24 protein-coding genes are annotated in these 24,763 nt (G+C 67.3%); 12 read left to right on the top strand and 12 right to left on the bottom strand.

Going from position 1 to position 24,763, the window contains the following annotated elements; genetic code table 11:
• Nucleotides 1–6: 6 nt before the first annotated feature.
• The 3 genes from F9K07_RS21880 to F9K07_RS21870 form a co-directional block, all read right to left on the bottom strand.
• A complete protein-coding gene (locus F9K07_RS21880) occupies nucleotides 7–1,479 on the bottom strand; it encodes an aldehyde dehydrogenase (protein WP_159595428.1) in 1,473 nt (490 codons plus the stop codon).
• Nucleotides 1,480–1,482: 3 nt separating this feature from the next.
• Complete coding sequence (locus tag F9K07_RS21875; RefSeq protein ID WP_159595427.1) at nucleotides 1,483–2,637, bottom strand: iron-containing alcohol dehydrogenase; 1,155 nt, start codon at nucleotides 2,635–2,637, stop codon at nucleotides 1,483–1,485.
• Between the two features lie 134 nt (nucleotides 2,638–2,771).
• Nucleotides 2,772–3,731, bottom strand: a complete 960-nt coding sequence (locus tag F9K07_RS21870) for a Bug family tripartite tricarboxylate transporter substrate binding protein (RefSeq protein WP_159595426.1) — start codon at nucleotides 3,729–3,731, stop codon at nucleotides 2,772–2,774.
• Nucleotides 3,732–3,900: 169 nt separating this feature from the next.
• On the opposite strand from F9K07_RS21870, the gene F9K07_RS21865 reads away from it, so the two are divergent.
• The gene (locus F9K07_RS21865) at nucleotides 3,901–4,869 is read left to right on the top strand and encodes a LysR family transcriptional regulator (RefSeq protein WP_159595425.1); all 969 of its coding nucleotides are present in this window, start codon (nucleotides 3,901–3,903) and stop codon (nucleotides 4,867–4,869) included.
• Between the two features lies 1 nt (nucleotide 4,870).
• On the opposite strand, the gene F9K07_RS21860 is transcribed toward F9K07_RS21865, so the two are convergent.
• The 3 genes from F9K07_RS21860 to F9K07_RS21850 all read right to left on the bottom strand — a co-directional run bounded on the left by F9K07_RS21860 (nucleotide 4,871) and on the right by F9K07_RS21850 (nucleotide 7,879).
• Nucleotides 4,871–5,785: a DMT family transporter gene (locus tag F9K07_RS21860; protein ID WP_159595424.1), complete on the bottom strand. Its 915-nt coding sequence runs from the start codon at nucleotides 5,783–5,785 to the stop codon at nucleotides 4,871–4,873.
• A gap of 82 nt (nucleotides 5,786–5,867) precedes the next feature.
• On the bottom strand, nucleotides 5,868–6,377 hold the full coding sequence (locus F9K07_RS21855; protein ID WP_159595423.1) for a methylated-DNA--[protein]-cysteine S-methyltransferase: 510 nt from the start codon (nucleotides 6,375–6,377) through the stop codon (nucleotides 5,868–5,870).
• Complete coding sequence (locus F9K07_RS21850; RefSeq protein WP_159595422.1) at nucleotides 6,374–7,879, bottom strand: DNA-3-methyladenine glycosylase 2 family protein; 1,506 nt, start codon at nucleotides 7,877–7,879, stop codon at nucleotides 6,374–6,376. The genes F9K07_RS21855 and F9K07_RS21850 overlap by 4 nt, the downstream gene beginning before the upstream one ends.
• A 115-nt stretch (nucleotides 7,880–7,994) precedes the next feature.
• Between F9K07_RS21850 and F9K07_RS21845 the strand changes: the two genes are divergently transcribed.
• From F9K07_RS21845 to F9K07_RS21835, 3 genes are read left to right on the top strand one after another with little or no spacing between them, the layout of a single operon-like run.
• Nucleotides 7,995–9,377 carry a phosphomannomutase/phosphoglucomutase gene (locus F9K07_RS21845; protein WP_159595421.1) on the top strand — a complete coding sequence of 461 codons (1,383 nt, stop codon included), beginning with the start codon at nucleotides 7,995–7,997 and terminating at the stop codon, nucleotides 9,375–9,377.
• 2 nt (nucleotides 9,378–9,379) lie between these two features.
• Nucleotides 9,380–10,249: a glycosyltransferase family 2 protein gene (locus tag F9K07_RS21840; RefSeq protein WP_236581425.1), complete on the top strand. Its 870-nt coding sequence runs from the start codon at nucleotides 9,380–9,382 to the stop codon at nucleotides 10,247–10,249.
• 35 nt (nucleotides 10,250–10,284) lie between these two features.
• The gene (locus F9K07_RS21835; RefSeq protein WP_159595420.1) at nucleotides 10,285–11,187 is read left to right on the top strand and encodes a hypothetical protein; all 903 of its coding nucleotides are present in this window, start codon (nucleotides 10,285–10,287) and stop codon (nucleotides 11,185–11,187) included.
• Between the two features lie 6 nt (nucleotides 11,188–11,193).
• On the opposite strand, the gene F9K07_RS21830 is transcribed toward F9K07_RS21835, so the two are convergent.
• Nucleotides 11,194–12,708, bottom strand: coding sequence for a tripartite tricarboxylate transporter permease (locus F9K07_RS21830; RefSeq protein WP_159595419.1), 1,515 nt, complete (start codon nucleotides 12,706–12,708; stop codon nucleotides 11,194–11,196).
• Nucleotides 12,709–12,714: 6 nt separating this feature from the next.
• Nucleotides 12,715–13,203 carry a tripartite tricarboxylate transporter TctB family protein gene (locus F9K07_RS21825; protein ID WP_159595418.1) on the bottom strand — a complete coding sequence of 163 codons (489 nt, stop codon included), beginning with the start codon at nucleotides 13,201–13,203 and terminating at the stop codon, nucleotides 12,715–12,717.
• 214 nt (nucleotides 13,204–13,417) lie between these two features.
• On the opposite strand from F9K07_RS21825, the gene F9K07_RS21820 reads away from it, so the two are divergent.
• Entirely contained in the window at nucleotides 13,418–13,840 is a 423-nt protein-coding gene (locus F9K07_RS21820; RefSeq protein WP_159595417.1) for a MarR family winged helix-turn-helix transcriptional regulator, read from the top strand.
• A gap of 3 nt (nucleotides 13,841–13,843) precedes the next feature.
• Here F9K07_RS21820 and F9K07_RS21815 read toward each other — a convergent pair whose 3' ends face one another.
• Nucleotides 13,844–14,614 carry an IclR family transcriptional regulator gene (locus F9K07_RS21815; RefSeq protein ID WP_159595416.1) on the bottom strand — a complete coding sequence of 257 codons (771 nt, stop codon included), beginning with the start codon at nucleotides 14,612–14,614 and terminating at the stop codon, nucleotides 13,844–13,846.
• 159 nt (nucleotides 14,615–14,773) lie between these two features.
• Here F9K07_RS21815 and F9K07_RS21810 point away from each other — a divergent pair, with 159 nt between their 5' ends.
• The 7 genes from F9K07_RS21810 to F9K07_RS21780 are packed head-to-tail and all read left to right on the top strand — an operon-like array spanning nucleotide 14,774 to nucleotide 20,468.
• Nucleotides 14,774–15,781, top strand: a complete 1,008-nt coding sequence (locus F9K07_RS21810) for an ABC transporter substrate-binding protein (protein WP_159595415.1) — start codon at nucleotides 14,774–14,776, stop codon at nucleotides 15,779–15,781.
• Nucleotides 15,771–16,586 (top strand): alpha/beta fold hydrolase, encoded by an 816-nt coding sequence (locus F9K07_RS21805; protein WP_159595414.1) that lies wholly within the window; start codon nucleotides 15,771–15,773, stop codon nucleotides 16,584–16,586. The genes F9K07_RS21810 and F9K07_RS21805 overlap by 11 nt, the downstream gene beginning before the upstream one ends.
• A 43-nt stretch (nucleotides 16,587–16,629) precedes the next feature.
• The gene (locus F9K07_RS21800; protein ID WP_159595413.1) at nucleotides 16,630–17,703 is read left to right on the top strand and encodes a hypothetical protein; all 1,074 of its coding nucleotides are present in this window, start codon (nucleotides 16,630–16,632) and stop codon (nucleotides 17,701–17,703) included.
• Nucleotides 17,700–18,497, top strand: a complete 798-nt coding sequence (locus tag F9K07_RS21795) for an ABC transporter permease (RefSeq protein WP_159595412.1) — start codon at nucleotides 17,700–17,702, stop codon at nucleotides 18,495–18,497. Before F9K07_RS21800 ends, F9K07_RS21795 begins: the two co-directional genes overlap by 4 nt.
• Before the next feature lie 4 nt (nucleotides 18,498–18,501).
• Nucleotides 18,502–19,296, top strand: coding sequence for an ABC transporter ATP-binding protein (locus F9K07_RS21790; protein ID WP_159595411.1), 795 nt, complete (start codon nucleotides 18,502–18,504; stop codon nucleotides 19,294–19,296).
• Entirely contained in the window at nucleotides 19,293–20,087 is a 795-nt protein-coding gene (locus F9K07_RS21785; RefSeq protein WP_159595410.1) for an ABC transporter permease, read from the top strand. Before F9K07_RS21790 ends, F9K07_RS21785 begins: the two co-directional genes overlap by 4 nt.
• A gap of 33 nt (nucleotides 20,088–20,120) precedes the next feature.
• On the top strand, nucleotides 20,121–20,468 hold the full coding sequence (locus F9K07_RS21780) for a RidA family protein (RefSeq protein ID WP_159595409.1): 348 nt from the start codon (nucleotides 20,121–20,123) through the stop codon (nucleotides 20,466–20,468).
• Nucleotides 20,469–20,474: 6 nt separating this feature from the next.
• On the opposite strand, the gene F9K07_RS21775 is transcribed toward F9K07_RS21780, so the two are convergent.
• From F9K07_RS21775 to F9K07_RS21765, 3 genes are read right to left on the bottom strand one after another with little or no spacing between them, the layout of a single operon-like run.
• Nucleotides 20,475–21,539 (bottom strand): hypothetical protein, encoded by a 1,065-nt coding sequence (locus tag F9K07_RS21775; protein WP_159595408.1) that lies wholly within the window; start codon nucleotides 21,537–21,539, stop codon nucleotides 20,475–20,477.
• Nucleotides 21,536–22,759: an O-antigen ligase family protein gene (locus F9K07_RS21770; RefSeq protein WP_159595407.1), complete on the bottom strand. Its 1,224-nt coding sequence runs from the start codon at nucleotides 22,757–22,759 to the stop codon at nucleotides 21,536–21,538. Before F9K07_RS21770 ends, F9K07_RS21775 begins: the two co-directional genes overlap by 4 nt.
• Nucleotides 22,756–24,759, bottom strand: a complete 2,004-nt coding sequence (locus F9K07_RS21765) for a 3-deoxy-D-manno-octulosonic acid kinase (protein WP_159595406.1) — start codon at nucleotides 24,757–24,759, stop codon at nucleotides 22,756–22,758. Before F9K07_RS21765 ends, F9K07_RS21770 begins: the two co-directional genes overlap by 4 nt.
• Nucleotides 24,760–24,763: the final 4 nt, after the last annotated feature.

Genomic DNA, 24,763 nt, shown 5'->3' with positions numbered 1-24,763 from the left:
CGTCTCTCAGGCCGTGGCCCAGGGCATGGGCGCTTCGTTCAGGCCCCAGTAGAAGCTCTTCTGGCTGGTGTATTCGAGGATGCCCAGGCGGCCCTTCTCCTGGCCGTAGCCGCTCATCTTCACGCCGGTGAAGGGCGTGCTGATGGAGAAGACCTTGTAGGTGTTGATCCAGACCGTGCCGGTCTGCAGCGCGCGCCCGATGCGCCAGGCGCTCTTGAAGTCGCGCGTCCAGATGCCCGAGGCCAGGCCGAACATGTTGTCGTTGCACTGCGCGATCAGGTCGGCCTCGTCCTTCCAGGGCAGCAGCGCGAGCACCGGGCCGAAGATCTCTTCCTGGCACATGCGCGCGCTGTTGGGCAGGCCTTCGAAGATGGTGGGCAGGTAGTAGCTGCCGCCGTCGTAGAAGCCGCCGCTGGGACGCTCGCCACCGCAGAGCACGGTGCCGCCTTCGTCGCGGCCCAGTTGCACGTACTTCTCCACCGAGGCGCGGTGGCCCAGGTTGACCAGCGGGCCCATCTGCGTCTCTTCCTTCGACGGGTCGCCCACGCGCAGGCGTTTGACGCCTTCGAGCAGGCGCGCCTTGAACTCGTTGTAGACGCTCTCGTGCACGAAGGCGCGCGAGCCGGCGATGCAGGACTCGCCCGAGGAGCTGAAGATGCCGTAGAGCACACCGGCCACGGCGTGGTCCAGGTCGGCATCGGGCATGACGATGATGGGCGACTTGCCGCCGAGCTCCAGCGAGGTCGGCATCAACTTCTCGGCCGCCAGGCGCTGGATGCCCATGCCCACGGTGGTGCCACCGGTGAAGGCGATGCGCTTGATGAGGGGATGCTTGACCAGCGCATCGCCGACGATGCTGCCCTTGCCCGGCAGCACGCTGATGATGCCGTCGGGCACGCCGGCCTGCTGCGCGATTTTGGCGAGTTCAAGCGCCATGCGCGGCGTGATCTCGGCGGGCTTGAAGACCATGGCGCAGCCGGCGGCAAGCGCCGGGGCGAGCTTCTGCGCTTCGCTGGCGATGGGGCTGTTCCAGGGCGTGATGGCGCCGACCACGCCCAGCGGCTCGTTCACGCTCATGCTGAGGAAGTCGCCGCGCGAGGGGGTGATGGTGTCTTCCCAGGTTTCGGCGGCGGCGCCGAAGAACTGGAAGGTGCCGGCAGCGCTGGCGACCAGGGCGCGGCATTCCTTGATGGGCTTGCCGTTGTCCAGGCGTTGCAGCTGGGCGAGGTCTTCGCTGCGCTCGCGGATGCCGCCCGCGATGCGGTAGAGGATGGCGGCGCGCTCGTGGTGCTTGAGCTTGGCCCAGGCGGGTTGCTGGCGCGCGCGCTCGGCCGCGTGCACAGCCTCGTCCACATCGGCGGCGGTGGCCGCGTGCAGGCGGGCCACGGCGCTGCCGTCGTGCGGGTATTCGGTGGTGTATTCGGGGCCGCTGGCGTCGCGCCATTGGCCGGCGATGAAGGCTTTGAGAGGTTCGGTCATGGCTTAGAAGCTTTCTGAATAGAGGGCCAGCGCATCGCTTTCTTGCACGTCGCGCAGGTTGTTGTCGAGCAGGCGGCGCACGTCCATGGCCGCCTGCGCCAAGGTCGGCACCTCGGGCGCGGCAATGCCCACGTCGCGCAGGCGTTGCGGGATCGGGGCTTGCGACACGTGTTGTGCCATCAGGGTGATGAAGGCGTCGGCCGCGACGGCCTCGCCCTTGCCCAGCCATGCCGGGTCCAGGGCGCGGGCCAGTTCCGCGTACAGGTGGCCGGCCACCGGCAGGTTGAAGCGCAGCACCGGCACCATCACCAGGGCATTGGCCAGCCCATGGGGCACATGGAAGTGGCTTCCCAAGGGGTGGGCGAGTGCGTGGATGGCCGCGACCGGTGCGTTCGCGAACGCCATGCCGGCCAGGGCGGAGCCCAGCAGCATGCCTTCGCGGGCGTCGAGGTCGTCGCCGTGCTGCACCGCGCGGCCCAGGTGGGTGTGCAGCAACTGCAGCGCGCGCACCGCGAGCGCGTCGGACACCGGGTTCTTCAAGTGCCGCGTGGTGTAGGCCTCGATGGCGTGCACCATGGCGTCGATGCCGGTCATGGCCGTGGGCGCGGGCGGCAGGCCCAGGGTCAGGGTGGCGTCGAGCACGGCCACGTCGGGCAGCAGCAGCGGACTGATCACGCCGCGCTTCTGGTGGTCCGGCGTGGACACCACCGACGTCGGCGTGGCTTCCGAGCCCGTGCCCGCCGTGGTGGGAACTTGCACCAGCGGCAAACGCGGTCCTCGCGCCCGGTTGGGGCCGTAGATGTCGGGCAGCGCCTGCGGGGTGGCGGCCAGCAGGGCCACGAGTTTGGCCGTGTCCAGCGAACTGCCGCCGCCCAGGCCGATGACGCCGTCCGCGCCCGCGTCACGCGCCGCTTGCACGGCGGCCAGCACCACGTGCTCGGGTGGGTCGGCTTCGACCTGGTCGTACACCGTCACGCGCAGGCCCGCGGCGCGCAACGCGTCCACCGGCGCACCGACCACGCCGGCGCGCACCAGGCCCGGGTCGGTCACGACGAAGGCATGCATGCACGCCCTGGCCTGCAACCACGGGGCAAGCGCCAGGGCCGCGCCGCGCTGGCAGACGAGGCGGGGTGGGGAGTCGAACTGGAATCGGAGCATGGCGCGGCAAAAAGGAGCGCAGCCCACGCGCGAGGAAGCCCCTCGCAGGCGGGCTGCGATGTGAAGGAAGGAGGGGGGGAGAAGGACAGATCACCGAGGGCTGCTGCCCTCGGTGCGAGCGGGCAAGAGGCCGCTCAGTTGACGCTGATCTTGGTGCGGGTGATCAGCTCGCCAAAGGTCTTGAAGTCGCGCTGCAGCACCGAGCCGAGTTCGGCCGGCGTGGTACTCACGCTCTCGAAGCCCATGGCCTGCACGCGCTCGACGGACTCGGGCTTCTTCAGGCTCTTGTTGATCTCGGCATTGAGGCGGTTCACCACGGCCGCTGGCGTGCCGGCGGGCGCGAACACGCCGTGCCAGCCGCTCACCTTCTCCAGCTCGGGCAGGCCGAGTTCGCGGAAGGTGGGCACGTCCGGCAGGGCGGCGGCGCGCTTGGGTCCGATGACCGCGAGCGCCTTGAGCTTGCCGTTCTTCACGTGGATGGCGCTGCCGGAGTCGAAGGTGAAGTCGACCACGCCGGCCAGCAGATCCTGGATCGAGGGTGCCAGGCCCTTGTAGGGCACGTGGGTGGCCGTGGTGTTGGTCTCCAGGTTGAGCAGCGCGCCGGCCACGTGCGGGAACGAGCCGTTGCCGGTGGAGGAGAAGTTCAGCTTGCCGGGCGCTGCCTTCATGGCGGCAACCAGGCCCTTGACGTCGCTCACGCCGACCTTGGGGTGGGCAATCAAGGCCATGTTGAGGCCGGCGGTCATGGCCACGGGCGCGAAGTCCTTCACCGGGTCGAAGGGCACCTTGTCCATCACGTAGGGGCCGAGCGTGAGCGTGCTGGAGGCCAGCATGAGCAGCGTGTGGCCGTCGGCGGGCGAGCGGCGCACGAAGTCGGCGGCGATGTTGCCGTTGGCGCCGGCGCGGTTGTCGATCACCACCGGCTGGCCCAGGGCTTCGCCCATGTCCTTGGCGACCATGCGCGCGATGGCGTCGATGGTGCCGCCGGCGGGCACCGACACCACGATGGTGATGGGCTTGTTGGGGAAGGCTTGTGCGAAAGCGCCGGTGGCGCAGGCGGACAAGGCGAGGGCGGGAATCAAATGGCGGATCACGGAAGGCTTTCTCGTTCGTTGGAAGGGTGTGGCACGTCGCTTGGCACAACTGCCCGTGACGGCGTGATGACAGGAAATTCTAGGGAGCACCGTGTTTCGACGTGGGTTTTCTTGTTAACCTGCGGTTGACGGTTTTTGCCGTCGGATTCCTCTTCGACTTGCAAGCGCCATGCCCGATTCCTCTTTGCTCAACGGCCGCCATTTCCAGATCTTCACCGCCGTCATGCGCAGCCGCGGGCTGGCCGAGGCGGCGCTCAAGCTGGGCATTTCCAAGGCAGCCGTGAGCAAAACGCTGGTCCTGATGGAACGCGAGACCGGTGTGGCGCTGTTCGCGCGCGAGCACGGCCGGCTGGTGCCCACCGCCGCCGCGCGCCGTTTGCTGCCGCGCGCCGAGCAGGCGGCCAACCACCTCGCGTGGGCCCTGGAAGAAGCCACCGCGCTCGCGCAGGCCTCCACGCCCACCGTGACCGTGGCGGCCCACGCGCCGCCCCTGATGGCGCTGTTGCCCAAGGCGATCCAGCGTTTCCAGGTGTCGCATCCGCATGTCAACGTGCGCGTGCAGGTGGTGGGGCCGCCGGAGGTGCTCAAGCAGGTGGCGCACCACGAGGTGGACCTGGGCGTGACCAACCCGCCCGCACCCAACACCATCAGCTATGTGCAGATGTGCGAGCGGCGCACCATCTCCGAAGACCTGATGGTGGCCGTGATGCACCGGCGCCATCCGCTGGTGGCCCGCAGCACCGTGCGGCCCGAGGACCTGGTGGGCCTGGACGTGATCGCGCTGCCCGAAGAGTCGCCGACGTCCTTGTTGCTGCGCGCGACCTTGCAGGAAGCCGGCGTGCAGCCGGACAAGGGCATCGTGGCCAGCACGTCCATGGGCGTGTGCGCGCTGGTGCAGCAGAACGTGGGCATCGGCCTGATCAACCCGATGCTGCTGTCCACGGGCATCTTTCCAGACATCGTCTCGCGCCCGTTCCGGCCTCGTGTGGAACTCTGGACCGAGATCTACCGCTCGGCCATCCGCCCCTTGAGCGAAGAGGCGCAGGTGCTGGCCCGGTACATCGAGGAGGTGGCGCTGGCCTTGCCGGGTGCGGGTGCGTTGGGCAAGGGCCGCGCGAAATCGCGTGCGGTGAAGTGAATCAGGTCGAGCGCGCGTCCAGCCAGCGCACTTTCGCCAGGCCCGTGGACAGCGCCGTGCCACACACGATCACCACGCCGCAGCCGATCATCCAGGGCGTGATGGCCTCGCCCAACAACACCACGCCGTAGAACAAGGCGAACACCGGCACCAGGAACGTGACCGCCAGCGCGCGGCTCGGGCCGGCCTTGGCGATGATGTGGAAGAACAGGATGTAGGCGATGGCGGTGCACAGCAGGCCCACGGCCACCAGCGCGCCCCAGGCCGTGGCGCTGATCGCCTGGCTCGGCCACAGCCACGCGGTGGGGATGGCCAGGCCGAGCGCCGCGCCGATCTGGCTGCCGGTGGCGGTGGCCAGGGGGTTCACACCCGTGAGGTAGCGTTTGGTGAAGCTGGCGGCATAGCCGTAGCTCAGCGTGGCGAGCACGCAGGCGCCCATGGCCAGCAGCGTGATGGCGCTGTCGCCTTGCCCGGCCACGCCGGTGGCGCTGAAGCCCGACTTGCCCATGACCAGCAGCGTGACACCCGCGAAACCCACCGCCAGCCCGAGCATGCGCGAGCGGGTGGGCCGGTCCTTGAGCCAGAGCCAGGCCACCAGCGCGCCCGACAGGGGCACGGTGGCGTTGAGGATGGAGCTCAAGCCCGTGGTGATGTGCAGCACCGCGAAGGCGTACAAGGCGAAGGGCAGGCCCGAGTTGAACAAGCCCATGTAGAGGATGCGCCCGGCGTGCTGGCGGAAGTCGGCCCACACCCCCTTGACCAGGAACACCGGCAGCAGGAACAGCGCCGCCAGCGCCACGCGCATGCCCGCCGTGGGCACCGCGCCCAGCTCGGCCGCTCCCAGCCGCGTGAACAGGAACGACGCACCCCACAGGGCGGCCAGCAACAGGAATTCCAGGGCGAGGAGGGGGCTCATGCGTCAAATTGTGCACGCGCTCCCGGGCCAGGCCTGGGGCGCATTGATGCCGGATCGGCGGGACATTGATGAGGGCCGCGACTCAATGCGCTTCAAGCGTGCGCGCGCCTTCGAGCGACAGCAGTGCGGTCTTGCGCTCCAGCCCGCCCGCGTAGCCGGTGAGCGAACCGTTGGCGCCCAGCACGCGGTGGCAGGGCACGACGATGCTCATCGGGTTGCGCCCCACAGCCGCGCCGAGCGCGCGCACCGCCGCTGGCTTGCCGATGGCCGCGCTCAGGCTGCCGTAGCTGGTGGTATCGCCCGGTGCGATGCGCAGCAGCGCCTGCCACACCTGCTGCTGGAAGGGCGTGCCACCTTGCAGGTCCAGCGGCAGCTCGAACTGCGTGCGCCGGCCGTCAAAGTATTGGGCGAGTTGCTCGATGGCCTGCAGCAGCACCGGATGCGCCGGATCGCGCCGCCACCCCGAGGTGTCGGGCCCGTGGCGCTGGCCGTCGAACCAGACGCCGCTCAGGCCGCGCGGCGTGGCCGCGAGGACCATGGCGCCCAGCGGGCCTTGCCAGGTGGTGAAGACGGTGAGGGGATCGTGTTTCATGCTTGAACTCCAGAAGATACTTGCCCTGCCGCCCAGGCGCGCACCACAGCGTAGCTGCGCCAGGGCTTCCAGGCCAATGAGAGGGCTTCGGCCTCGCGGGCCGGTTGTTTCAGGCCTTGCACGCCCATCGCCTTGTGCAGGGCCACGTCGCCGGCGGGGAACGCATCGGGCCAGCGCAGCGCGCGCATGGCGATGTACTGCGCGGTCCAGTCGCCGATGCCGGGCATGGCCTTGAGCGCGGCCAGCGTGGCCGGCACGTCGGCGCTGCCGTTGAGCACCAGGCCTTGTTCGGCCACGCCCCGCGCCAGCGCCACGATGGCCGCCTGGCGTTGCTTGACGATGCCCAACTGGCCCAGCGCATCGCCTTCGGCCTGCGCCAGCGCGGCGGGCGTGGGAAAGAGGCGTGTGAGCGGGGCGAAGGGTGTGTCTATCGGTTCGCCAAAGCGGTTCACCAGGCGCTGCGCCAGCGTGCGCGCGGCGGCCACGGTGATCTGCTGGCCGAGCACGGCGCGCACGGCCAGCTCGAAACCGTCGAGCGCGCCGGGCACGCGCAGGCCGTCGCCGTGCGGGAACGCGCTGTGCAGCACGGCGTTGATGGCGCCCGGGTCGGCATCCAGGTCGAGCGCGGCGCGCAGCCGGTGGATCACCTGGGGCAGTACCTCGCGCAGCGAGTCGCTCACGCGCAGCACGAGCTGGTGGCGCTCTTCGTCGAACGTGGCCAGCAGCCAGCCTGTGTGGGTGCGGCCGGCCATGTCCATGCGCAGGGTCTGGCCCAGGCGCAAGGTGCCGTCCAGAAAGGCCACGCTCTCGATCATGCGTTGGCGGAAGAAGGCGAGGGTGGCCGCCACGTCGTAGGGCGGCCGGTAGCCCAGGCGCACCGGGGTGCCGGCGTCGGTTTCCACGCGGACGCTTTCGCGCCGAAGCTGCGTCGGGTTCAGGCGGTAGTGCTCCAGAAACGCGGCGTTGAACCGGCGCACGCTGGCAAACCCGCTGGCCAGCGCGATCTGGGTGATGGGCAGGCCGGTGTCGGCCAGCAACTGCTTGGCGGTGAGCAGCTTGCGCGTGAGCAGGTATTGCAGCGGCGAGACGCCCAGGCGTTCCTCGAACACGCGGCGCAGGTGGCGGTCGCTCACGCCCAGGCGGGCGGCGAGGCGTTCGCTCACTGGAGCAGCGTCGTCGTCCTGCCAGTGCTGCGGGTCGTCCAGCCAGCGCGTGGCCTGCTGGGCCAGGATGGCGGAGGCGTCCTCGGTGGACCAGTGCCGCTCCAGCGGCGCGAGTTCGGGGCGGCAGCGCAGGCAGGGGCGAAAACCCGCATGTTCGGCCTGTGCCGCGTGCTCGAAGAAGCGGCAGTTCTCGCGCCGGGGCGTGCGCACGCGGCAGACCGGCCGGCAATAAATGCCGGTGGAGGTGACGGCGGTGAAGAAGCGGCCGTCGAAGCGTGCGTCGTGCGCGCACAGCGCGCGGTAGCAGGCGTCGTCGTCGATGCGGTGGGTCAGGCTCATGGATTGCCATGGTAGGCCCGGGATCGCGCTTTGACTGGCCGTTTTCGGACATGTCCTTCAAGGCGGGTGAATACCCCCTCCTACAATGCCTTTTTTGCCCGACTTTAGGAATTCCATGCAAGTTGCAGCCTCCATCTTCAAGGCCTACGACATCCGGGGCATCACGCCCACCGCCCTCAACGAAGGGGTGGCCGAGGCCCTGGGGCTGGCGTTCGGCACCCAGGCCATGAAGCTCGGTGAAAAAACCGTTGCCGTGGGGCGCGATGGCCGCCTGAGCGGCCCGGGCCTCTCGGCGGCGCTGATCCGGGGCCTGGTGGCCGCCGGGGTGGATGTGATCGACATCGGCCTGGCTACCACGCCCATGCTGTACTTCGCAGCGGCAACCTTGTGCCACAGTGGTATCCAGGTCACCGGCAGCCACAACCCGCGCGACTACAACGGTTTCAAGATGGTGCTGGCCGGCCGCGCGATCTATGGCGAAGACATCCAGGCCCTGCGCAAGACCATGGAAGCCGAATCGCATGTGCGCGCCGAGGGCGGGCGTGTGCGCCTGGTCAACGTGTCGGCCGCGTACCGCGACCGCATCGTCTCCGACGTGAAGCTCGCGCGCCCCATGAAGCTGGTGGTGGATTGCGGCAACGGCGTGGCCGGCGCGTCCGCCCCGGGCATCTTCCGCGCGCTGGGCTGCGAGGTGATCGAGCTCTACAGCGAAGTCGATGGCAACTTCCCCAACCACCACCCGGACCCGAGCAAGCCCGAGAACCTGCAGGACGTGATCCGCACGCTGCGCGAGACCGACGCCGAGCTCGGCCTGGCCTTCGACGGCGACGGCGACCGCCTGGGCATCGTCACCAAGGACGGCCAGACCATCTACCCCGACCGGCAGATGATCCTGTTCTCGCAGGACGTGCTCTCGCGCGTGCCCGGTGGCGACATCGTGTTCGACGTGAAGTGCTCACAGCGCCTGGCGCCTGCGATCGAAGCGGCCGGCGGCGTGGCCCACATCTACAAGACCGGCCACTCGCTGATCAAGGCGCGCATGAAGGAGCTGAACAGCCCGCTCGGTGGCGAGATGAGCGGCCACATCTTCTTCAAGGAGCGCTGGTTCGGTTTCGACGACGGCACCTACGCGGGCGCGCGCCTGCTGGAAATCTTGAGCCGCAGCCCCGATGCCAGCGCCGTGCTCAACGCGCTGCCCACCAGCCACAGCACGCCCGAGCTCAACGTGGCCTGCGCCGAAGGCGAGCCGCATGCGGCCGTGGAAAAACTCGTGGCCCTGGCGAAGGTGGACGCGCCGGCCCGGCTGTCCACCATCGATGGCGTGCGCATCGACTGGCCCGACGGCTTCGGCCTCATCCGCGCATCGAACACCACGCCGGTTCTGGTGCTGCGCTTCGAAGGCCACACGCCTGAAGCCTTGCACCGCATCGAGGCGGTCATGCTGGATCTCCTGAAGCAGGTGAAGCCCGACGCGGTCCTTGGCGCGAGCGCGCACTGAACATGAGCAACGACGCCGACCTGCTGAAACAGGTCACGGTGGTGCTGGTCACCTTCCACAGCGCGCACTGTCTGCCCGCGCTCGACAACCTGCTTGCGCACTGCCCGCACGTGGTGATCTCCGACAACGGCAGCACCGACGGCACGCCAGGGCAGGCGCGCGCGAGCTGGCCGCAGGCGACGGTGCTGGAGCACGGGCGCAACCTGGGCTTTGGTGCGGCCAACAACCGCGCCATCGCCGTGGCCAAGACGCCGTTCGTGTTCCTCGTGAACCCCGATTGCGAGGTCACGCCCGATGGCCTGCGCGAGCTGGTGCGCGCGGCCCAGGCCATGCCCGATGCCGCCATCGTCGCACCGCAACTGGAAGGCACACCGGGCAAGCCCGATGTGAACTACCGTTGGCCGAGCACCGCCTGGGCCTCGCGCGGACCCGGGGCCGATGGGCCAGCCTGCGTGGGCTTCGTGGTCGGCGCGGCCATGCTGTTTCGCCTGTCGCGTTTCGAAGGCATCGGCTTCTTCGACGAGCGCTTCTTCCTCTACTACGAGGACGACGACCTGTGCCTGCGCCTGTTCCAGAACGGCCGGCCCATCGTGGTGTGGCCGGGCGTGGCGGCGGTGCACCGCGCGCGCGGCTCGGTCAAGGGCAAGACGCCGTGGAAGAGCGAGTACCTGCGCGGCTACCACCACGCGCAGTCCAAGCTGATCTACACCGCCAAGCACCGCTCGCATGAGCAGGCACGGCGCCAGCGCTGGTCGGTGTTGCTGGGCACCACCGTAGCCCTGCCGCTGCGCGCGATCGCGTGGTCGCCGCGCCTGCTAGCGCGCATGGCCGGGCGCTGGATGGGGTTGGTCCAGTGGCGGCAGCGCGACTGATCGGCGCTTTTCTCTGAATGGCTTTCGAACCACCCATGCCCACTTCCTACAAGGTCTACGACTGCTTCACCTTCGACGGCGAGGACTGCCTGGACTTGCGGTTGCGCACCCATTGGGACCGCGTGGACCACTTCGTCATCGTCGAGGCCGAACTGACCTTCGCGGGCACGCCCAAGGCGCTGCAGTTCGATCCCGGGCAATACGCCTGGGCCCGTTCGAAGATCCGCTACATCAGCTTGTCGGCGGCCGAGTTCGCGGACTGCAAGACCGCGTGGGACCGCGAGCGCTTCCAGCGCAATGCCTTGCGCCGTGGCTACGCCGACGCGGCGGCGCACGACGTGGTCATCATCGCCGACGTTGACGAGATCGTCCGCCCGGAGAAGATCGGCGCGGTCGCGCCCGGCAGCGTGCACGTGTTCGAGATGCTGATGCTCTACTTCTACTGCGACTACCTGATGGTCTCCGAGCCGTTCTGGTGCAAGGCCGTGGCGGTCAGCGGCGCCTATGCGCTGGCGCATGAGGCCGAAGACATCCGCAACAGCGGCGAGCTGCGCGACGCCGCTGCCGAAGTCGTCGACGTGCCGGACGCCGGCTGGCACTTCAGCTACCTCGGCGGCATGGAGATGATCGAGCGCAAGCTCGAGCGCTTCTCGCACCAGAACCTGAACAAGCCCAAGTACAAGGACCGCGAGAAGAACCTGGCCCGCATCTACGCGGGCAAGGACATCTACCGCCGGGCCAAGCGCTGGGGCCGGGTGCACATGGGCGACTTCGGCAATGCCGTGGTGGCGCAGTGGTTCGCGCAGCGGCCCGAGCTGTTTTCACCGGCCGCGATCCGACCGGTGGACGATGTGGCGGTGGTGTTGGCCGAACGCCGACGCCGCGGCAAGGCGTCGGGTTGGGAGAAGCTCAAGCTGCGCTTGTGGAACGCATGGTGAAGAGGATCAACCTTCTTCCTTGAATGCCTCCTCGCGGCGCTGCTTCACGCTGGGCAGCAGCACGATCAGCGCGAGTAACACCGCACCGGCCAGCAGCGTGGCCGAGATCGGGCGGGTGACGAACACGCTCCAGTCCCCGCGTGAAATGAGCAGCGCGCGGCGCAAATACTCTTCCATCATCGGACCCAGGATCAGGCCGAGCAGCAAGGGCGCGGGCTCGCACTCCAGCTTGTGGAAGATGTAGCCGACGATGCCGAACCAGCCCAGCATCCACACGTCGAAGGTGTTGTTGTTGGTGGAGTAGACGCCGATGGCGCAGAACACCACGATGGCGGGGAACAGCCAGCGATAAGGCACGGTCAGCAGCTTGACCCAGACCCCGATCAGCGGCAGGTTCAGGATGATCAGCATCGCGTTGCCGATCCACATCGAGGCGATCAGGCCCCAGAACAGTTCGGGGTTGCTGGTCATCACCTGCGGACCCGGCTGGATGTTGTGGATCGTCATCGCGCCCACCATCAGCGCCATCACCGCATTGCCGGGAATACCGAGCGTGAGCAGGGGAATGAACGAGGTCTGCGCGCCCGCGTTGTTGGCCGATTCGGGGCCTGCCACGCCACGGATGTTGCCTTGTCCGAACGGCACCTCGTCCGGGCGGCTCTTGATCTTTTTCTCCAGCGTGTATGACGCGAAGGAAGACAGCAGCGAGCCGCCACCAGGAAGAATGCCCAGCGCGGAGCCCAGCGCGGTGCCGCGCAGGATGGCCGGCACCATGTCGCGGAAGTCGCGCGCGGTCGGGAACAGACCCTTGACCTTGGCCGTGAAGACCTGGCGGTGCTCTTCCGGTTTGGCCAGGTTGGCGATGATCTCGCCGTAGCCGAAGATGCCCATGGCGATGGCGACCAGGGCGATGCCGTCGGTGAGCTCGGGAATGTCGAAGGAGAAGCGGGCCACGCCCGAGTTCACGTCGGTGCCGACCAGGCCCAGCAGCAGGCCGGTGATGATCATGCAGATCGCCTTGAGCAGGGAGCCGGAGGCGAGCACGACCGCACCGATCAGGCCGAGCACCATCAGCGCGAAGTACTCGGTCGGGCCGAACTTCAGGGCGAGCTCGGTGAGCGGCGGGGCGAATGCGGCCAGCACAAGCGTGGCCACGCTGCCGGCAAAGAAGGAGCCGATGCCCGCCGCTGCCAGCGCCGGACCGGCGCGGCCCTTCTTGGCCATCTGGTGGCCATCGATGACGGTGACCACCGCCGACGACTCGCCCGGCAGGTTGACCAGGATCGCGGTCGTGGATCCGCCGTATTGCGAGCCGTAGTAGATGCCGGCCAGCATGATCAAGGCCGCCACCGGTGGCAGCGCGTACGTGGTGGGCAAAAGCATGGCGATGGTCGCCAGCGGGCCGATGCCGGGCAACACGCCGATGAGCGTTCCCAGCAGGCAGCCGATGAGCGCGTACAGCACGTTCTGCAGCGTGAAGGCGGCACCAAAACCCAGCGCGAGGTGGTCAAGCAATTCCATGGTGGTTCAACCTGCGAGGAAATGGGGCCACACTTGGAACTGAAGGTTCAGCCCAAGCACGAAAACGAGATAGCTGCCCACGGCCAGAACCGCGGCCAGCACCAGGGCGGCGCGCCAGCGGAATTCGCTGGCCGCCATGCTGGCGATGACCACCGCCACGACGATGGCGCCGATGAGCCCCACGGCCGGCACGCCCAGGGTTTGAATGCCGCCGAGCAGGATGCCGAAGAGCAGATTCGCGCCGATGATGAGCAGCACGGGTTTCCAGGCTATGCGGCCGATGGGCGCGCCGTCCTCCCGCCCTTTGATCAGCGAGAAGAAGACCACGCCTGCGCCCAGTACGCACAGAAGAATGCCCAGCATCAAGGGGAAGTAGGCGGGGCCCATACGGGCGGCGCTGCCGATGGTGTAGTTGGTCGCGCCGATGGCAAAGCTGGCACCGATCAACATGAACATCAGGCCGGAGGCAAAGTCTTTGCGGCTTTTGATTTGCATGGTGGAGGGGAATGGGTGAACAAGAGCGGCCCGTTGGGTCGGGCGCTTGCGGAGGCACCTGCTGCTGTGGTGCACAGCTGAGTCAGGTTCTGGTCAGGTCCATCATGATATGAACTAAATTGCATCATGACATGAGTAATTTCCCTGGTGCGCGCCAAGGGAACTTTTTCGGGCGCGCTGATATAGTCCGGCGGCTCGTGGATGAGGAAGGACCATGCCCCCGAAAGACCGATCCCTGGAAAAGCACCGTTACGAAGCCTTGTCCGACTTCCGCTACAAGCTGCGGTGTTTCTTGCGCTTCAGCGAAGACGCGGCGCGAGAAGAAGGCATTACCGCGCTTCAATACCAGCTCATGCTGCACACGCAGGGCTTTGCGGGCCGCCAGTGGGCGAGCATTTCAGAGCTGGCCGAATGCCTTCAGACCCAGGTACACGGCGCGGTGGCGCTGGTGACGCGTTGCGAGGAGCACGGGCTGGTGGTGCGCAAGCCCAGCGAGCACGACCGCCGGCAGGTGGAAGTGCATCTGTTGCCGGCGGGGCGTCGCAAGTTGGCGAAACTGGCCGCGCAGCACTCGGCGCAGCTGGCGGCCTTGCACGAGGCGGTGGCGTTGGCGTCGAGCGTGGACGGCGTGACCTGAAGCTCAGGCAGCGGCCGCCATGGATGCTGCGATGCGTCTGGCGGCCTGGCGAAGCCGGCGCACGTATTGCTTGCAGGCAGCGTCGGTGACGCGCAGGCTCGGTGCCGCCAGGCTGATCACTGCGCGCGGCAGCGAATCGGTCTGCTGTTGCACGACAGGGACGGCGATGGACGTGATGCCGGGGTTGAGTTCATCGGCAGAAATCGAATAGCCCTGCGATCGGATGGCGTCGATCTTCGCGCGCAAGGCTTCCAGGGTTTTGGCCTGATCGCGCTTCTGCGCTTGGCCGAGTTCGCGCCGCAGCACCTCTTCCAGCTCGTGCGGCTCGAGCATCGCGAGGAACATCTTTCCGGTGGCGCCGGCCTTCAAGGGCATGGGCGCCATGTGATGTCCATAGACCCAGCGCAACTGGTGGTAGCTCACGACCTGGTCCAGCAGCACGCGGCGGTTGCCGTACAGCATGTGGATGGCCACGGTCTCACCGGTGTCGTCGCGCACCGCGGCCAGCTCGGGTTTGGCGTGTTGCACCAAAGGGCGCCACATGAACGCGGCGCCGCTGAGTTCACCGACCAGGGAGCCCAGGGCGTAGTGGTCGCCTTCGGGGCGGCGCGCCATCTGCAGCAGGCGCACACCGACCAGGTTGGTCAGCAGCCGATGCGCCGTGCTCTTGGGCAGGTTCATCGCATCGGCGAGTTCGCGGGCTGAAACCTCTCCGCGCAGCGCGACGATCTGTACGGCCTCCAGGCCTTTCTTGAGTATGGGCGAATCGGACATGGTGTGAACGCGAAAAGGAGATGTCTCAAAAATTGGGACGATCGTAACTCAGTTGTTGCTGTGTCCCATTATCTGGTCTACGATGATCCCGGAAACTGATTTCTCCTGGCGTTGTTCGTGGTCCATTTTTTTTGTTCCTTTGTGGATGGAGGTGTTGACATGAATCTATTGCGCAGCATGTGGCTGGCGGCGGGTTGTCTGTTGGGGGGTGTTCTTGTGCCTCACGCGGCCAGCGCTGCCGAGGAGACCACGATGGCCATTCCCGCGACCAGTCTCGCCTTCACGGTGAGCTACATCGCCGACGACCTCGATCTGTGGGGCAAGCACGGCATGTCGGTGAAGACGACCGTCATCAAGGGCGTGGGCGCCTTCAACGCCGTGGTCTCCAAGGCCACGGACTTCACGCAGTCTTCAGGCAGTTCGTTCACGCGGGCCGCTGCGCGGGGGCAGCGGATGCTGGCCATCGCCACCACGATCGATCGGCCGATCGTGCAGATCGCCTTCCGCAAGGATCTCGCCGATGCGGCCGGCTTCCAGGCTTCGCAACCGCTGGCACAACGGGCCAAGCTGCTCGCCGGCAGGACCATTGCGGTGGACGCGGTCAACTCGATCGCCCATGCGTATGTGATGCTGGTGGCGCAGGCCGGCGGCATCAATCCGGCCACGTTGCGGGTGGTGCCCATGGACCCGAGCAGCATGCAGACCGCGTTGGAGTCGGGACGCATCGATGCATTCGGCATGACCTTGCCGTGGGCGTTGCCGCCCGTGGTGGAAAAGAAGGCTGTCATGCTGGCCAGCGGCGCCGATGGCGACCCCTCCGACCTCATGCCCTTCGCGCACGAACTTGTCGTCACGCGTCCCGAGGTGTGCGCCGAGAAGAAGCAGCTGTGCGAAGCCATGGGCAAGGTGTTCGCGGAGGCCACTGCCTTCATCCACGACAAGCCGGCCGAGACGCAGGCCATTCTGGCCAAGCGCTTCCCCGCGCTGTCCAAGGACGTGCTGGCGCAATCGGTCGAATACCTCAAGCGCGCAACGCCCAAGGTGCCCCTGGTGAACGTGGACCAGCTCAAGAACGTCGAGCTCTACAACGTGCGCGCGGGCCTGCTCAAGGAAGCAGACCGCTCCAAGGAATACGAAACCCTTTTCAACAACCAATATGTCCGTTGAAACCGCAGCGCCAGTCTTGCGCCGTGTGGGCTTGTCGCGCGGAGGCGATGTCGAGGTTCGGGACGAAGGTACAGGGGAGCCGCTCTTGCTGATGCACGGCGTGGGGGGCGGCACAGACGCCTGGGACATCGTCTTCTCGGCGCTGGGCCAGGGGCGGCGTCTGCTGGCCTGGAACGCGCCGGGTTATGGCGGATCGACGCCGTTTGCGGTGCCGGACCCGACGCTGGACGATTACGCCCGCGCGGCCTTGGACTTGCTGGATGCCCTGGGTCTGGAGCGTGCGAACGTTCTGGGGCACTCGATGGGGGGCTTGATCGCCGCGCGCTTGGCCAGTCTCTGGCCGCGGCGCGTCGCCCGCCTGGTGTTGGCCGATTGTTCTTCGGGTCACCTGGGCTACGACGAGCAAAAGCGCAGCCAGATCCTGTCGACGCGTCTCACGCAGGATGCCAGCGATCCCTGGGTCTATGCCCGGGCGAGGGCGCCGAAGTTGCTTTCTGCTTCGGCATCGCCGGAGCTGCTGGAGCATGCCAGCGCGATGCTGGCGCGGCTGCGGCAGCCGGGCTTTGGCCAGGCGGCGCGCATGGTGGCGGGGTCGGACCTGTTCGCCTTTGCCGGTCAGATCGAAGCGCCCACCGCCGTGATCTGCGGCACCGAAGATGGCGTTACGCCCGAGCCGCTCAACCAGCGCATCGCACAAGCCATTCCAGGCGCCAAGTACCGCGCCATCGAGGGCGCGGGGCATTGGTCCTTTCTGGAGAAGCCGGTGCAGTTCGCGCAAGCCGTCGAAGCCCATCTGAACCCGTGACGAACCGTGGCTTGCACCATTGCATGAGAGGACAAGAGATCGCATGAGCAAACAACAGATCAACCCCGCTCGCATCCCTGCGTTGTTTCGCAAGCAGTTCGAGCTCTGCCGCGTCTCGCCGGGCGAGACCGTGGTGCTGCTCACCGATGGCAGCACCCGGCGCGACTACGTGCAGGCGGGCTTTGCCGCTGCCGAAGACCTGGGTGCCAATGCCTACGAGATCGGCATGAGCAACTCGCCCGACTGGTTGCGCATCGGCGTCGAAGTGGTGGGCAAGGCCAAGGGCATGCTGGAGGCGCTCAGCAGTGCCGATCTGATCTGCGTGTTCCACCCGCCCAACTTCAGTGGCTGGCAGAAGACGGTGCGCGCGGCCGGTGCCCGTGTGCTGTCCATTGCCGATTCGCCCGAGGTGCTGGCCAAGCTGCAGTCGCCACCGGGATTGAAGGAGGCTGTGAAGCGGGCGTCCGCGCTCTGGGGCGCGGCGAAGCACATCCGCCTGACCTCCGATGCCGGCACCGACCTGACGTGGAGCCGCGGCGAGTTCCGTGTGAAGGAGCAGTACGGCTTCTCCGAGGAGGCGGGGCGCTTCGATGCCTGGGGCGCGGGCCACATCACCAACTTCCCCGACGAAGGCTCGGCCAACGGCACCGTGGTGCTGCAACCGGGTGACATGTGGATCCTGCCGTACATCCGTGCGGTGGAGAACCCGGTGCGGCTCGAGGTGCGCGATGGCTTCATCCGCAGCGTGGACGGTGGGCTCGACGCCAAGGCCTTCCGCTACTGGCTCGACAGCAACAAGCGCGCCGAAGACGACCTGGACCCGTATGCGGTGTCGCACCTCGGTGTGGGTCTGCACCCCGGTGGACATTGGGACCAGATCATCCGGCACGGCAACGACTTCGACGAACTGCACATCATGGCGCGCGTGTTCTCGGGCAACTTTCTGTTCTCCACCGGGCCGAACACCGACATGGGTGGCAAGCGCGACACCAAGGGGCACATCGACATGCCTATGTGCGACTGCACGGTGCACCTCGATGGCGAAGTCCTCATGGACCGAGGGCGTTTCCACGATCCCGTTCTCAATCTCGCCACTGGCATTGCGACGGCCGTATGAGCAAGCGCGCCTGGTTGCGGCAGGCCACCTGGGACCGCGTGTGGGTGCTGGTCGCCCTCGTGGCCATCTGGCAAGTGGCCAGTTGGGCCGCCGGCAGATACTGGGTGGCGTCGCCATGGTCAACGGTGCAGGGCTTCGTCGAGGTGGCCACGAACGGCACCCTGGCGTTCCAGGCCAGCTACACCTTGCAGGCCACGCTCGTGGGCATCGTGCTCGGTGGTGTGCCGGGCATCGCCGTGCCATTGCTGCTGCAGCACTGGCCGAAGCTGCAAGACATGCTGGAGCCCTACCTCGTCGCGGGCTACGGTATTCCCAAGGTGGCGATCGCGCCCTTGTTCATCGTGGTCTTCGGCATCGGCATCGAATCGAAGATTGCCGTGGTGGCCAGCGCGGTGTTCTTCATCGTGCTGTTCAGCACGCGTGCGGGCATCGAGTCGGCGAACCGCAACCTGGTGAACATGGCGCGCATCGCGGGGGCCAACGGGCGCCATGTGGCATGGCACGTGACGCTTCCCGGCGCGCTGCCCTATGTGCTCAGCGGCTTTCGCGTGGCGGTGCCGTACGCCATCAGCAGCGCGGTCATCACGGAGCTGATTTCGTCGAACCGGGGGCTGGGCTATCTCGTGCAGGCCAGCGCGACCGACTTCGACACGCGCGGCGTCTTCGTCGCGCTCCTGGCCATCACATTGATCTCGCTGGTGGCCAATGTCTGCGTGGCGCTGCTCGAGCGTTGGCTGCTCGCCTGGCGGCCGCCCGTCTCTTCGGATGCCCACAAGATCTCTTCCATCGGATGAAGCCATGACCCCTGCGCTGCTTGAAGTCAAAACCCTGGGACGCGCGTTCCAGACGCGCGACGCCGCAGAATCGGTGCGCTGGGTGATCGAGGACATGAACTTCTCGGTGGCCGAGGGCGAGTTCGTCACCATCATCGGACCATCGGGATCGGGCAAGTCCACCTTGCTGAATCTGCTGTCGCAGATCGACTTGCCTTCGAAGGGTGAGATCTGGCTGGCGGGAGAGCGCGTGTCCGACGCTTCGCTGCCGCTGGCCAGCCCGGGCCTGAACTGCCGCATCGGCTACGTCACGCAAGACGACAACCTGCTGCCCTGGCGCAACCTGCTCGACAACGTGGTGTTCCCGCTGAAGGTGCAGGGCCGCCTGGACGCCCAGGGCCTGGAACGCGCGCGCGAATTGCTCGACGCCGTGGGATTGCTGGGTTTCGAGAAGTACTACCCGCACGAGCTCTCGGGCGGCATGCGCAAGCGGGCATCGGTCATCCGCACGCTGGTGTACGACCCGCCCATCATCCTGATGGACGAACCCTTCGGCGCTCTGGACGCGCAGACCCGGCTGCACCTGCAAAGCGACCTGCTCAAGCTCTGGACGGTCAAGCGCAAGACCATCCTGTTCGTCACGCACGACATCATCGAAGCGATCGGCCTGGCCGACCGGGTGCTTGTGCTGTCGCGCGCGCCGACACACATCGCCAGCGAACACGTGGTGGATCTGCCTCGGCCCCGGGCGCTGGAGTCGCTGCTGGGGCAGCCCGGCTTCACGGACCTGCACGAACGCATCCGGGCGCAGGTGCAATGAGCAGCGCTGCGACGAACACCGGACGTGGAACGTGGTCGGTGGTGGCGGGACGTTGGGCCATGCTGCTTGTGTTGCTGTTCCTGTGGCAGGGCGCGCATCGGTGGCTGGGTCCATACACCATCGCTTCGCCGCTGGACACGTTCGAGCGCCTGTGGGACATGGCGCAGGACGGTACCGTGTGGCAGCACCTGGTGTCGACCGCCCGGGTGTCGGCCATCGGTCTGGTGGCGGGTTGGTGCGCAGGTTTGCTCGTGGCCCTGGCCATGGCGCGCAGCGCACGCCTGGCCGCCGCACTGGAGCCTTACATCATGGCCTCCATGGGGGTGCCGAAATTCGCGCTGGCGCCCCTGCTCATCCTGTGGTTCGGCATCGGCGATGCCCCCAAGGCGGTGGTCGTGACCCTGATGGTGTTCTACGTGGTGTTCATCACGGCCATCTCGGGCTTGCGGGCGGTCGATGGCCGTTTGCTGCAGATGTCGCGGCTGATGGGCGCGTCGTCCTGGCAAGCGACCCGCGAAGTGCTGCTGCCGTCCATCACGCCCTATCTGCTGGCAGGCTTGAAGGTGGCCATACCGCGCGCCATCAGTGCGGCGGTGGTCGGCGAATTCCTGGTGGCCGAGAGCGGCCTGGGCTACTACATCGAACACTCACGCCAGACCTCGGACACCGTGGGTGTGTACGCCGGCCTGGTGGTCGTCACCGCGCTGGTGCTGTCCAGTGACGGCCTGCTGGGCATGCTGTCCAGGCGCCTGCTGGCGTGGCGGCCGGCCGTGGCGACGGCGGGCCACTGACCGCATTCTTCAACTTCCCCTCAAGGAATTCCGATGAGCTCCAGCCAACATCCCTACAGCCTCGCGTTCGAAAAAGACGGTGTGGTCTACATCTCGGGTGCGACATCGATCGACTACGCGACACACCAGCCCGTCGAAGGTGACGCGCAGGCCGTGGATGCCGCGCTGGACGAGGTGGAGCGCCGCCTGCGCAGCGTGGGTCTCGAACTGCGCCACATCGTCAAAGCCACTTATTTCCTCGTGGACCTGGGCCTGCGCGAGCATGCGAACCGCCAGTTCGAGACGCGCTTCCAGGACCCTCGGCCCGCACGCACCGTGGTGGGCGTGGCCGCCAATCCCTATGGCGGCAAGTGCGTCATCGACGTGATCGCGCACCGCTGAGGCGTATCAACTGCCCAGGCGCATGCGCAGTTTGAGCCGGTAGTAAGAAATGCGATCGCCCCAACGCAAGTCCAGCTGGGGCTTGGCGCGGCCGGGGTTGCGCAGCGCGGGCTGGATCAGGTGCTGGTCGAACAGGTCCATGACCACCTCGGGGTTGTAGCGGGCTGAGTAGCGGTCCCACGAGCGTTGCTGCAGGGCTACCGGGTCCAGCTTCTCGATGATCTGCACCAGCGACGCCGCGTCGGTGTACAGGAAGGCCGCATCGCCCAGCACGTCGATGTGGTGCCGGTGCTTGCTGCGCGCATAGGTGAGCACCGGCTTGTTGCGGATCGAAAACTCGCCGCAGGCCAGACCGAAGGACTCGCCCTGCAGGCGCGCGTGCAGCATCGCGTCGCAGGTGTTGATGAAGCGGGTCTTGGTGTTCATGTCGCTGCTGCCCGGCAGGAACAGCGCGCGCGGGTGGTCGACGAAGCGGGCAATGTTGAGGAAGACGAACCAGGTGTCGGCCGTGCGATCGAGCACCTGGCGCACCGCCTCGATGGCGCTGGGCACGTCGAAGCTGTGCGCACCGCCGTAGCAGCCCAGCACCTTCGCCTCGGCGGGAATGCCCAGTTCGGCGCGCAGGTCGCCATCCACGTCGGGCAGGTCCACGATGTGCGGCACACAGGGAATCTTGTCGTTCGAGCAGTGCCGGCTCAGCCATTCCGAGATGAAGGCGTAGGACGCGCCGTGCGCTTGCGACGGGTTCGTGGGGAACACCGCATGCACCATGGTGGGCACCGTGCGCGACCACAGGCCATCGTCCTTGCCGGCCTTGATCGTGTAGAGCAGACCGGCCCCGTGTTGCGCCAGCAGCGGATCGAGCTCACTGCGATCGCGGTAGCCCGCGACGGGAAAGCGGGCTTGAAACTTCGCCAGTGCCGCCGCGTCGTTGTGCGGGCTCGTGGTGTTGTAGACGATGACGCTGCGGTGGCCCAGCACCGCCTCGTTGTGCAGCGCATAGTCGTACAGCGCGACCTCGGTGCCGCGGATCGACAGCTGATTGGAGTGGAAGGCGATGGTCTTCTTCATGCCGGCTGCCGGGGGCGCGCGGCGGCCATGAGCAGCGCGGTCATCAGGATGAAGAAGTGGTTCTCGGTCGAGAGCCAGAACGAGCTGTGCGACAGGTTCGCCGCGGCCATGATGGCCAGAAACGCCAGCATGAGGGCGCGTTGCGGCACCTCTTCGCGCCAGGCCTGGCGAGCGATGGCGGCCATGAACCAGAGGAACAGCAGCAGGCCGATCACGCCTTGCTCGAACAGGAAGAACGCGAACTGGTTGTGCGGGTGCACGCAGACCACGGCGCACCAGCCGAAGCCCGTGAAATGGCCCTTGGCCAATGAAGGGTACGAGGCCGTGCCATGGCCCTGCAAGGGTTTCTCCAGCGAGCTCTGGAGCACAAATCGGCTCATCTCGACACGCGAGCCGGTCGATGTCACCGGAACGTGGATGCTACTGGCCTGTGCTTCCTGCCAAGCCTGCTGCATGCGGGATTGCAGTTGGGTGGACGTGAGGATGGTCGCTGCCGCCAATAGGACAACCGCCGCAATGGAGGTCAGGAGTTTGCGCCATTGCCGCCCAAAAGCGAACACTGCATACACCAGCAGGGCCACCAGCAAGGCCAGGTAGCCGGTGCGCCCAGACGATAGAAACAACACGCTGAACGTTGACAGACCCGCGATGACCGCCGCCAGCACACGAACTCGCCGGGTGCGTGCGTTCATGGCATGGTGCAGGGCCATGATGGTAAAGAGCGACATCAGCAGACCCTGCGAGATGTAGTCCTTGAACACCGTGTGGTCTTCGCCGAAGCCCTGGTTGTGCGTGCGCGTCCAGGAGAAGTCGAACCAGACGTTGAGCCAGGTGACCACGAGCGTGAGCAACATCGCCAGCGCGAAACCTTGCCAGCAACGGCGGCGCGTGCTGGCGTCGTTCAACAGGCCGATGAACAGCGGCAGCAGCAGGAACTTGGTGTACTTCTGCAGCGCCGCGCCGATCTGCGATCCCTCGGCGGGCGACCACAGCGCGGCCAGCGCGATCCACGCGAACAGCGCCAGCGCCGGCACTGCCACGGGGTTGGAGAGCGCCGCGCGGGTGTCGCGCCACGAGGTGCCCCACACGCAGCCGAGCAGCCAGAACAGCAGCGTGAACAACAAGCCGACATTGGCCAGCGCGACCGAGACCGGAAACGCGAAGAACACCAACACCAACGAGGCTTTGGCGGCCGTTTGAAGAAAGGAGGACACCGTCATGGGAATGTAGAAATGCTTTGGTAGCCGCCGATCAAAGCGGCCCAATCGGCGGCTTCGGTCCAGTGGTAGGGCGTGACGCGGCCCGCTTCCTTGCGCAGCGAGCGCAGCAAGCGCTCGAGGTTGCGCGCCTTCCAGTCCTCGCCGGCGCGGACCTCGCACTTGTCGAAGTCGACCACCCAGGCCTGGCCCGCGCCATCGAGCAGCAGGTTGTGCGCGTTCAGGTCGGCATGGAACACCTGGCGCTCGTGGATGCGGCGGATGGCCTGGCCGAGGGCGGCCCATTCGGTGGTGGTGAGCGCACGTTGCTGCAGCAGCTGCACGGCGTTGGCACTGTCGGGAATGAGGCCGACCACGATGTCGGCTTCATAGAAACACGCACCGCGAGGGCGGTGGCTGGCGGCGACGGGCGCGGGCACCGGCAATGCCCACGAGCGCATCTGGCGCAACAGGGCGAACTCGCGCATGGCGCGGCTCTCGTGCGGCGCGGTGCGCCAGAAGCGGTCCTTGCTGAGCTTGGCCATCAGGCCGCCGCGCCGGTAGTGGCGCAGCACCTGGCCGCGCTCGCCGTCGCCGATCCGCAAGACCTGGCCACGGCCGCTGCCGGTGGCCAGCGCGGTGCTCCCAGCACGCGCTTGCGGATCGAAGGTCTGTTCGGTCACCGCGTTCAGCAGGGCGGGGTCGAACCAGGCCGTGCTCTTCCCCATCGTGGCGGTGGCGACCCGCGACACATTCGGGATGCCCGCAGGCCGAAAGAGTGGCTGCAACCGCGCGAGGCTGCGCTCGGCCGCGCCCTGGTGTTGCGCGATCAGGGCGCGCGCGGCGTCGGCATGCGCCGCCTGCGTGGCCGGCTGCGTCAACCACCGACGCGCCGCATGGGCCAGCGCCTGCGCATCGCGCACGCAGACCCCTGCGCCCGTGCGCTCGATTTCGCTGTACAGCGCGGCGGCGTTGTGCGTGTGCGGGCCGAACAGCACGGGTTGGCCGACCGCCATGGGCTCCAGCGGGTTGTGGCCGCCGATGGGCGCGAGCGTGCCGCCGACGAAGCACAGAGCGGCGTGCTGGTACCAATGCGTGAGTTCGCCCATGGCATCGATCAGCATCACCTGGGTGGCGGCGCTGGGCGTTTCGCCACGGCTGCGCCGCGCCAAGGAGAAACCGCGGCTTTGCACGAGCTGTGCGGCCGCGTCGAAGCGCTGCGGGTGGCGCGGCACCAGCACCAGCAACCATTGGGGATGCTCGGACGCGAGTTCTTTCCAGGCGTCCAGCCACGCGGTTTCGTCGCCCTCGTGCGTGCTGCCCGCGACGATCAGCGTGCGGCCGTCGAAGGCGCTGGGCAATGCCGCAGGCGCGCCGGGCGCGGCGATGTCGAACTTCAGGTTGCCGGTCTCGTGCAACCGGGCTTCGGGCACACCCAGTGCGCGAAAGCACGCCGCACTTTCGGGGTCCGCGGCCAGCACCGTGAGCTGCGCCCACACCGGCTGCATCAGCCCGCGCCACCGCGAATACGTGCGCACCGAACGCTCGGACAGCCGCGCGTTGACGAGCGCCACCGGCACCGCGTTCGCGCGGCACTGCTGCAGCCATTCGGGCCAGAGCTCGCGCTCCACCAGGACCAGCAGGCGGGGTTGCAGGCGGTTGAGAAACCGCGCCATGGCCCCGGGTGTGTCGATCGGGGCGAATACGTGGCGCAGGCGCTCACCCCAATGCGCGTGCAATGCGCGCGCGCCGGTGGGGGTCTGTGTGCTGACCACGATGGCGTGCGCGGGCCATTCCTTCAGCAACGCATGCAGCAGCGGTTGCACCGCCTGCACCTCGCCCACCGAAGCCGCGTGCACCCAGATGCAGCCGAAGGATTCGGGCTCGATGGGAATGAAGCCCAGCCGCTGGCGCAAGTTCTGCCGGTAGCCGGGCTCGCGCCGTCCGCGCCACCACAACCAGCCCAGCAAGGGCAAGGCCAGTGCGCGGCTGGCCAGTCGATAGGCCCGCTGGGGCCAGGACACGGCG

This window comes from Hydrogenophaga sp. BPS33 (assembly GCF_009859475.1).
Taxonomy (GTDB): domain Bacteria; phylum Pseudomonadota; class Gammaproteobacteria; order Burkholderiales; family Burkholderiaceae_C; genus Hydrogenophaga.
The sequence above is the reverse complement of the archived record's forward strand: the minus strand, read 5'-3'. Positions and strand labels throughout refer to the sequence as shown.

Coding starts and splice junctions, on each gene's coding strand:
- F9K07_RS21785 (WP_159595410.1), top strand. CDS start 19,293: ATGAGCAGCGCTGCGACGAACACCGGACGTGGAACGTGGTCGGTGGTG.
- F9K07_RS21880 (WP_159595428.1), bottom strand. CDS start 1,479: ATGACCGAACCTCTCAAAGCCTTCATCGCCGGCCAATGGCGCGACGCC.
- F9K07_RS21850 (WP_159595422.1), bottom strand. CDS start 7,879: ATGAGCCTGACCCACCGCATCGACGACGACGCCTGCTACCGCGCGCTG.
- F9K07_RS21815 (WP_159595416.1), bottom strand. CDS start 14,614: ATGTCCGATTCGCCCATACTCAAGAAAGGCCTGGAGGCCGTACAGATC.
- F9K07_RS21800 (WP_159595413.1), top strand. CDS start 16,630: ATGAGCAAACAACAGATCAACCCCGCTCGCATCCCTGCGTTGTTTCGC.
- F9K07_RS21825 (WP_159595418.1), bottom strand. CDS start 13,203: ATGCAAATCAAAAGCCGCAAAGACTTTGCCTCCGGCCTGATGTTCATG.
- F9K07_RS21830 (WP_159595419.1), bottom strand. CDS start 12,708: ATGGAATTGCTTGACCACCTCGCGCTGGGTTTTGGTGCCGCCTTCACG.
- F9K07_RS21780 (WP_159595409.1), top strand. CDS start 20,121: ATGAGCTCCAGCCAACATCCCTACAGCCTCGCGTTCGAAAAAGACGGT.
- F9K07_RS21790 (WP_159595411.1), top strand. CDS start 18,502: ATGACCCCTGCGCTGCTTGAAGTCAAAACCCTGGGACGCGCGTTCCAG.
- F9K07_RS21820 (WP_159595417.1), top strand. CDS start 13,418: ATGCCCCCGAAAGACCGATCCCTGGAAAAGCACCGTTACGAAGCCTTG.
- F9K07_RS21865 (WP_159595425.1), top strand. CDS start 3,901: ATGCCCGATTCCTCTTTGCTCAACGGCCGCCATTTCCAGATCTTCACC.
- F9K07_RS21805 (WP_159595414.1), top strand. CDS start 15,771: ATGTCCGTTGAAACCGCAGCGCCAGTCTTGCGCCGTGTGGGCTTGTCG.
- F9K07_RS21855 (WP_159595423.1), bottom strand. CDS start 6,377: ATGAAACACGATCCCCTCACCGTCTTCACCACCTGGCAAGGCCCGCTG.
- F9K07_RS21775 (WP_159595408.1), bottom strand. CDS start 21,539: ATGAAGAAGACCATCGCCTTCCACTCCAATCAGCTGTCGATCCGCGGC.
- F9K07_RS21770 (WP_159595407.1), bottom strand. CDS start 22,759: ATGACGGTGTCCTCCTTTCTTCAAACGGCCGCCAAAGCCTCGTTGGTG.
- F9K07_RS21840 (WP_236581425.1), top strand. CDS start 9,380: ATGAGCAACGACGCCGACCTGCTGAAACAGGTCACGGTGGTGCTGGTC.
- F9K07_RS21875 (WP_159595427.1), bottom strand. CDS start 2,637: ATGCTCCGATTCCAGTTCGACTCCCCACCCCGCCTCGTCTGCCAGCGC.
- F9K07_RS21795 (WP_159595412.1), top strand. CDS start 17,700: ATGAGCAAGCGCGCCTGGTTGCGGCAGGCCACCTGGGACCGCGTGTGG.
- F9K07_RS21835 (WP_159595420.1), top strand. CDS start 10,285: ATGCCCACTTCCTACAAGGTCTACGACTGCTTCACCTTCGACGGCGAG.
- F9K07_RS21845 (WP_159595421.1), top strand. CDS start 7,995: ATGCAAGTTGCAGCCTCCATCTTCAAGGCCTACGACATCCGGGGCATC.
- F9K07_RS21810 (WP_159595415.1), top strand. CDS start 14,774: ATGAATCTATTGCGCAGCATGTGGCTGGCGGCGGGTTGTCTGTTGGGG.
- F9K07_RS21860 (WP_159595424.1), bottom strand. CDS start 5,785: ATGAGCCCCCTCCTCGCCCTGGAATTCCTGTTGCTGGCCGCCCTGTGG.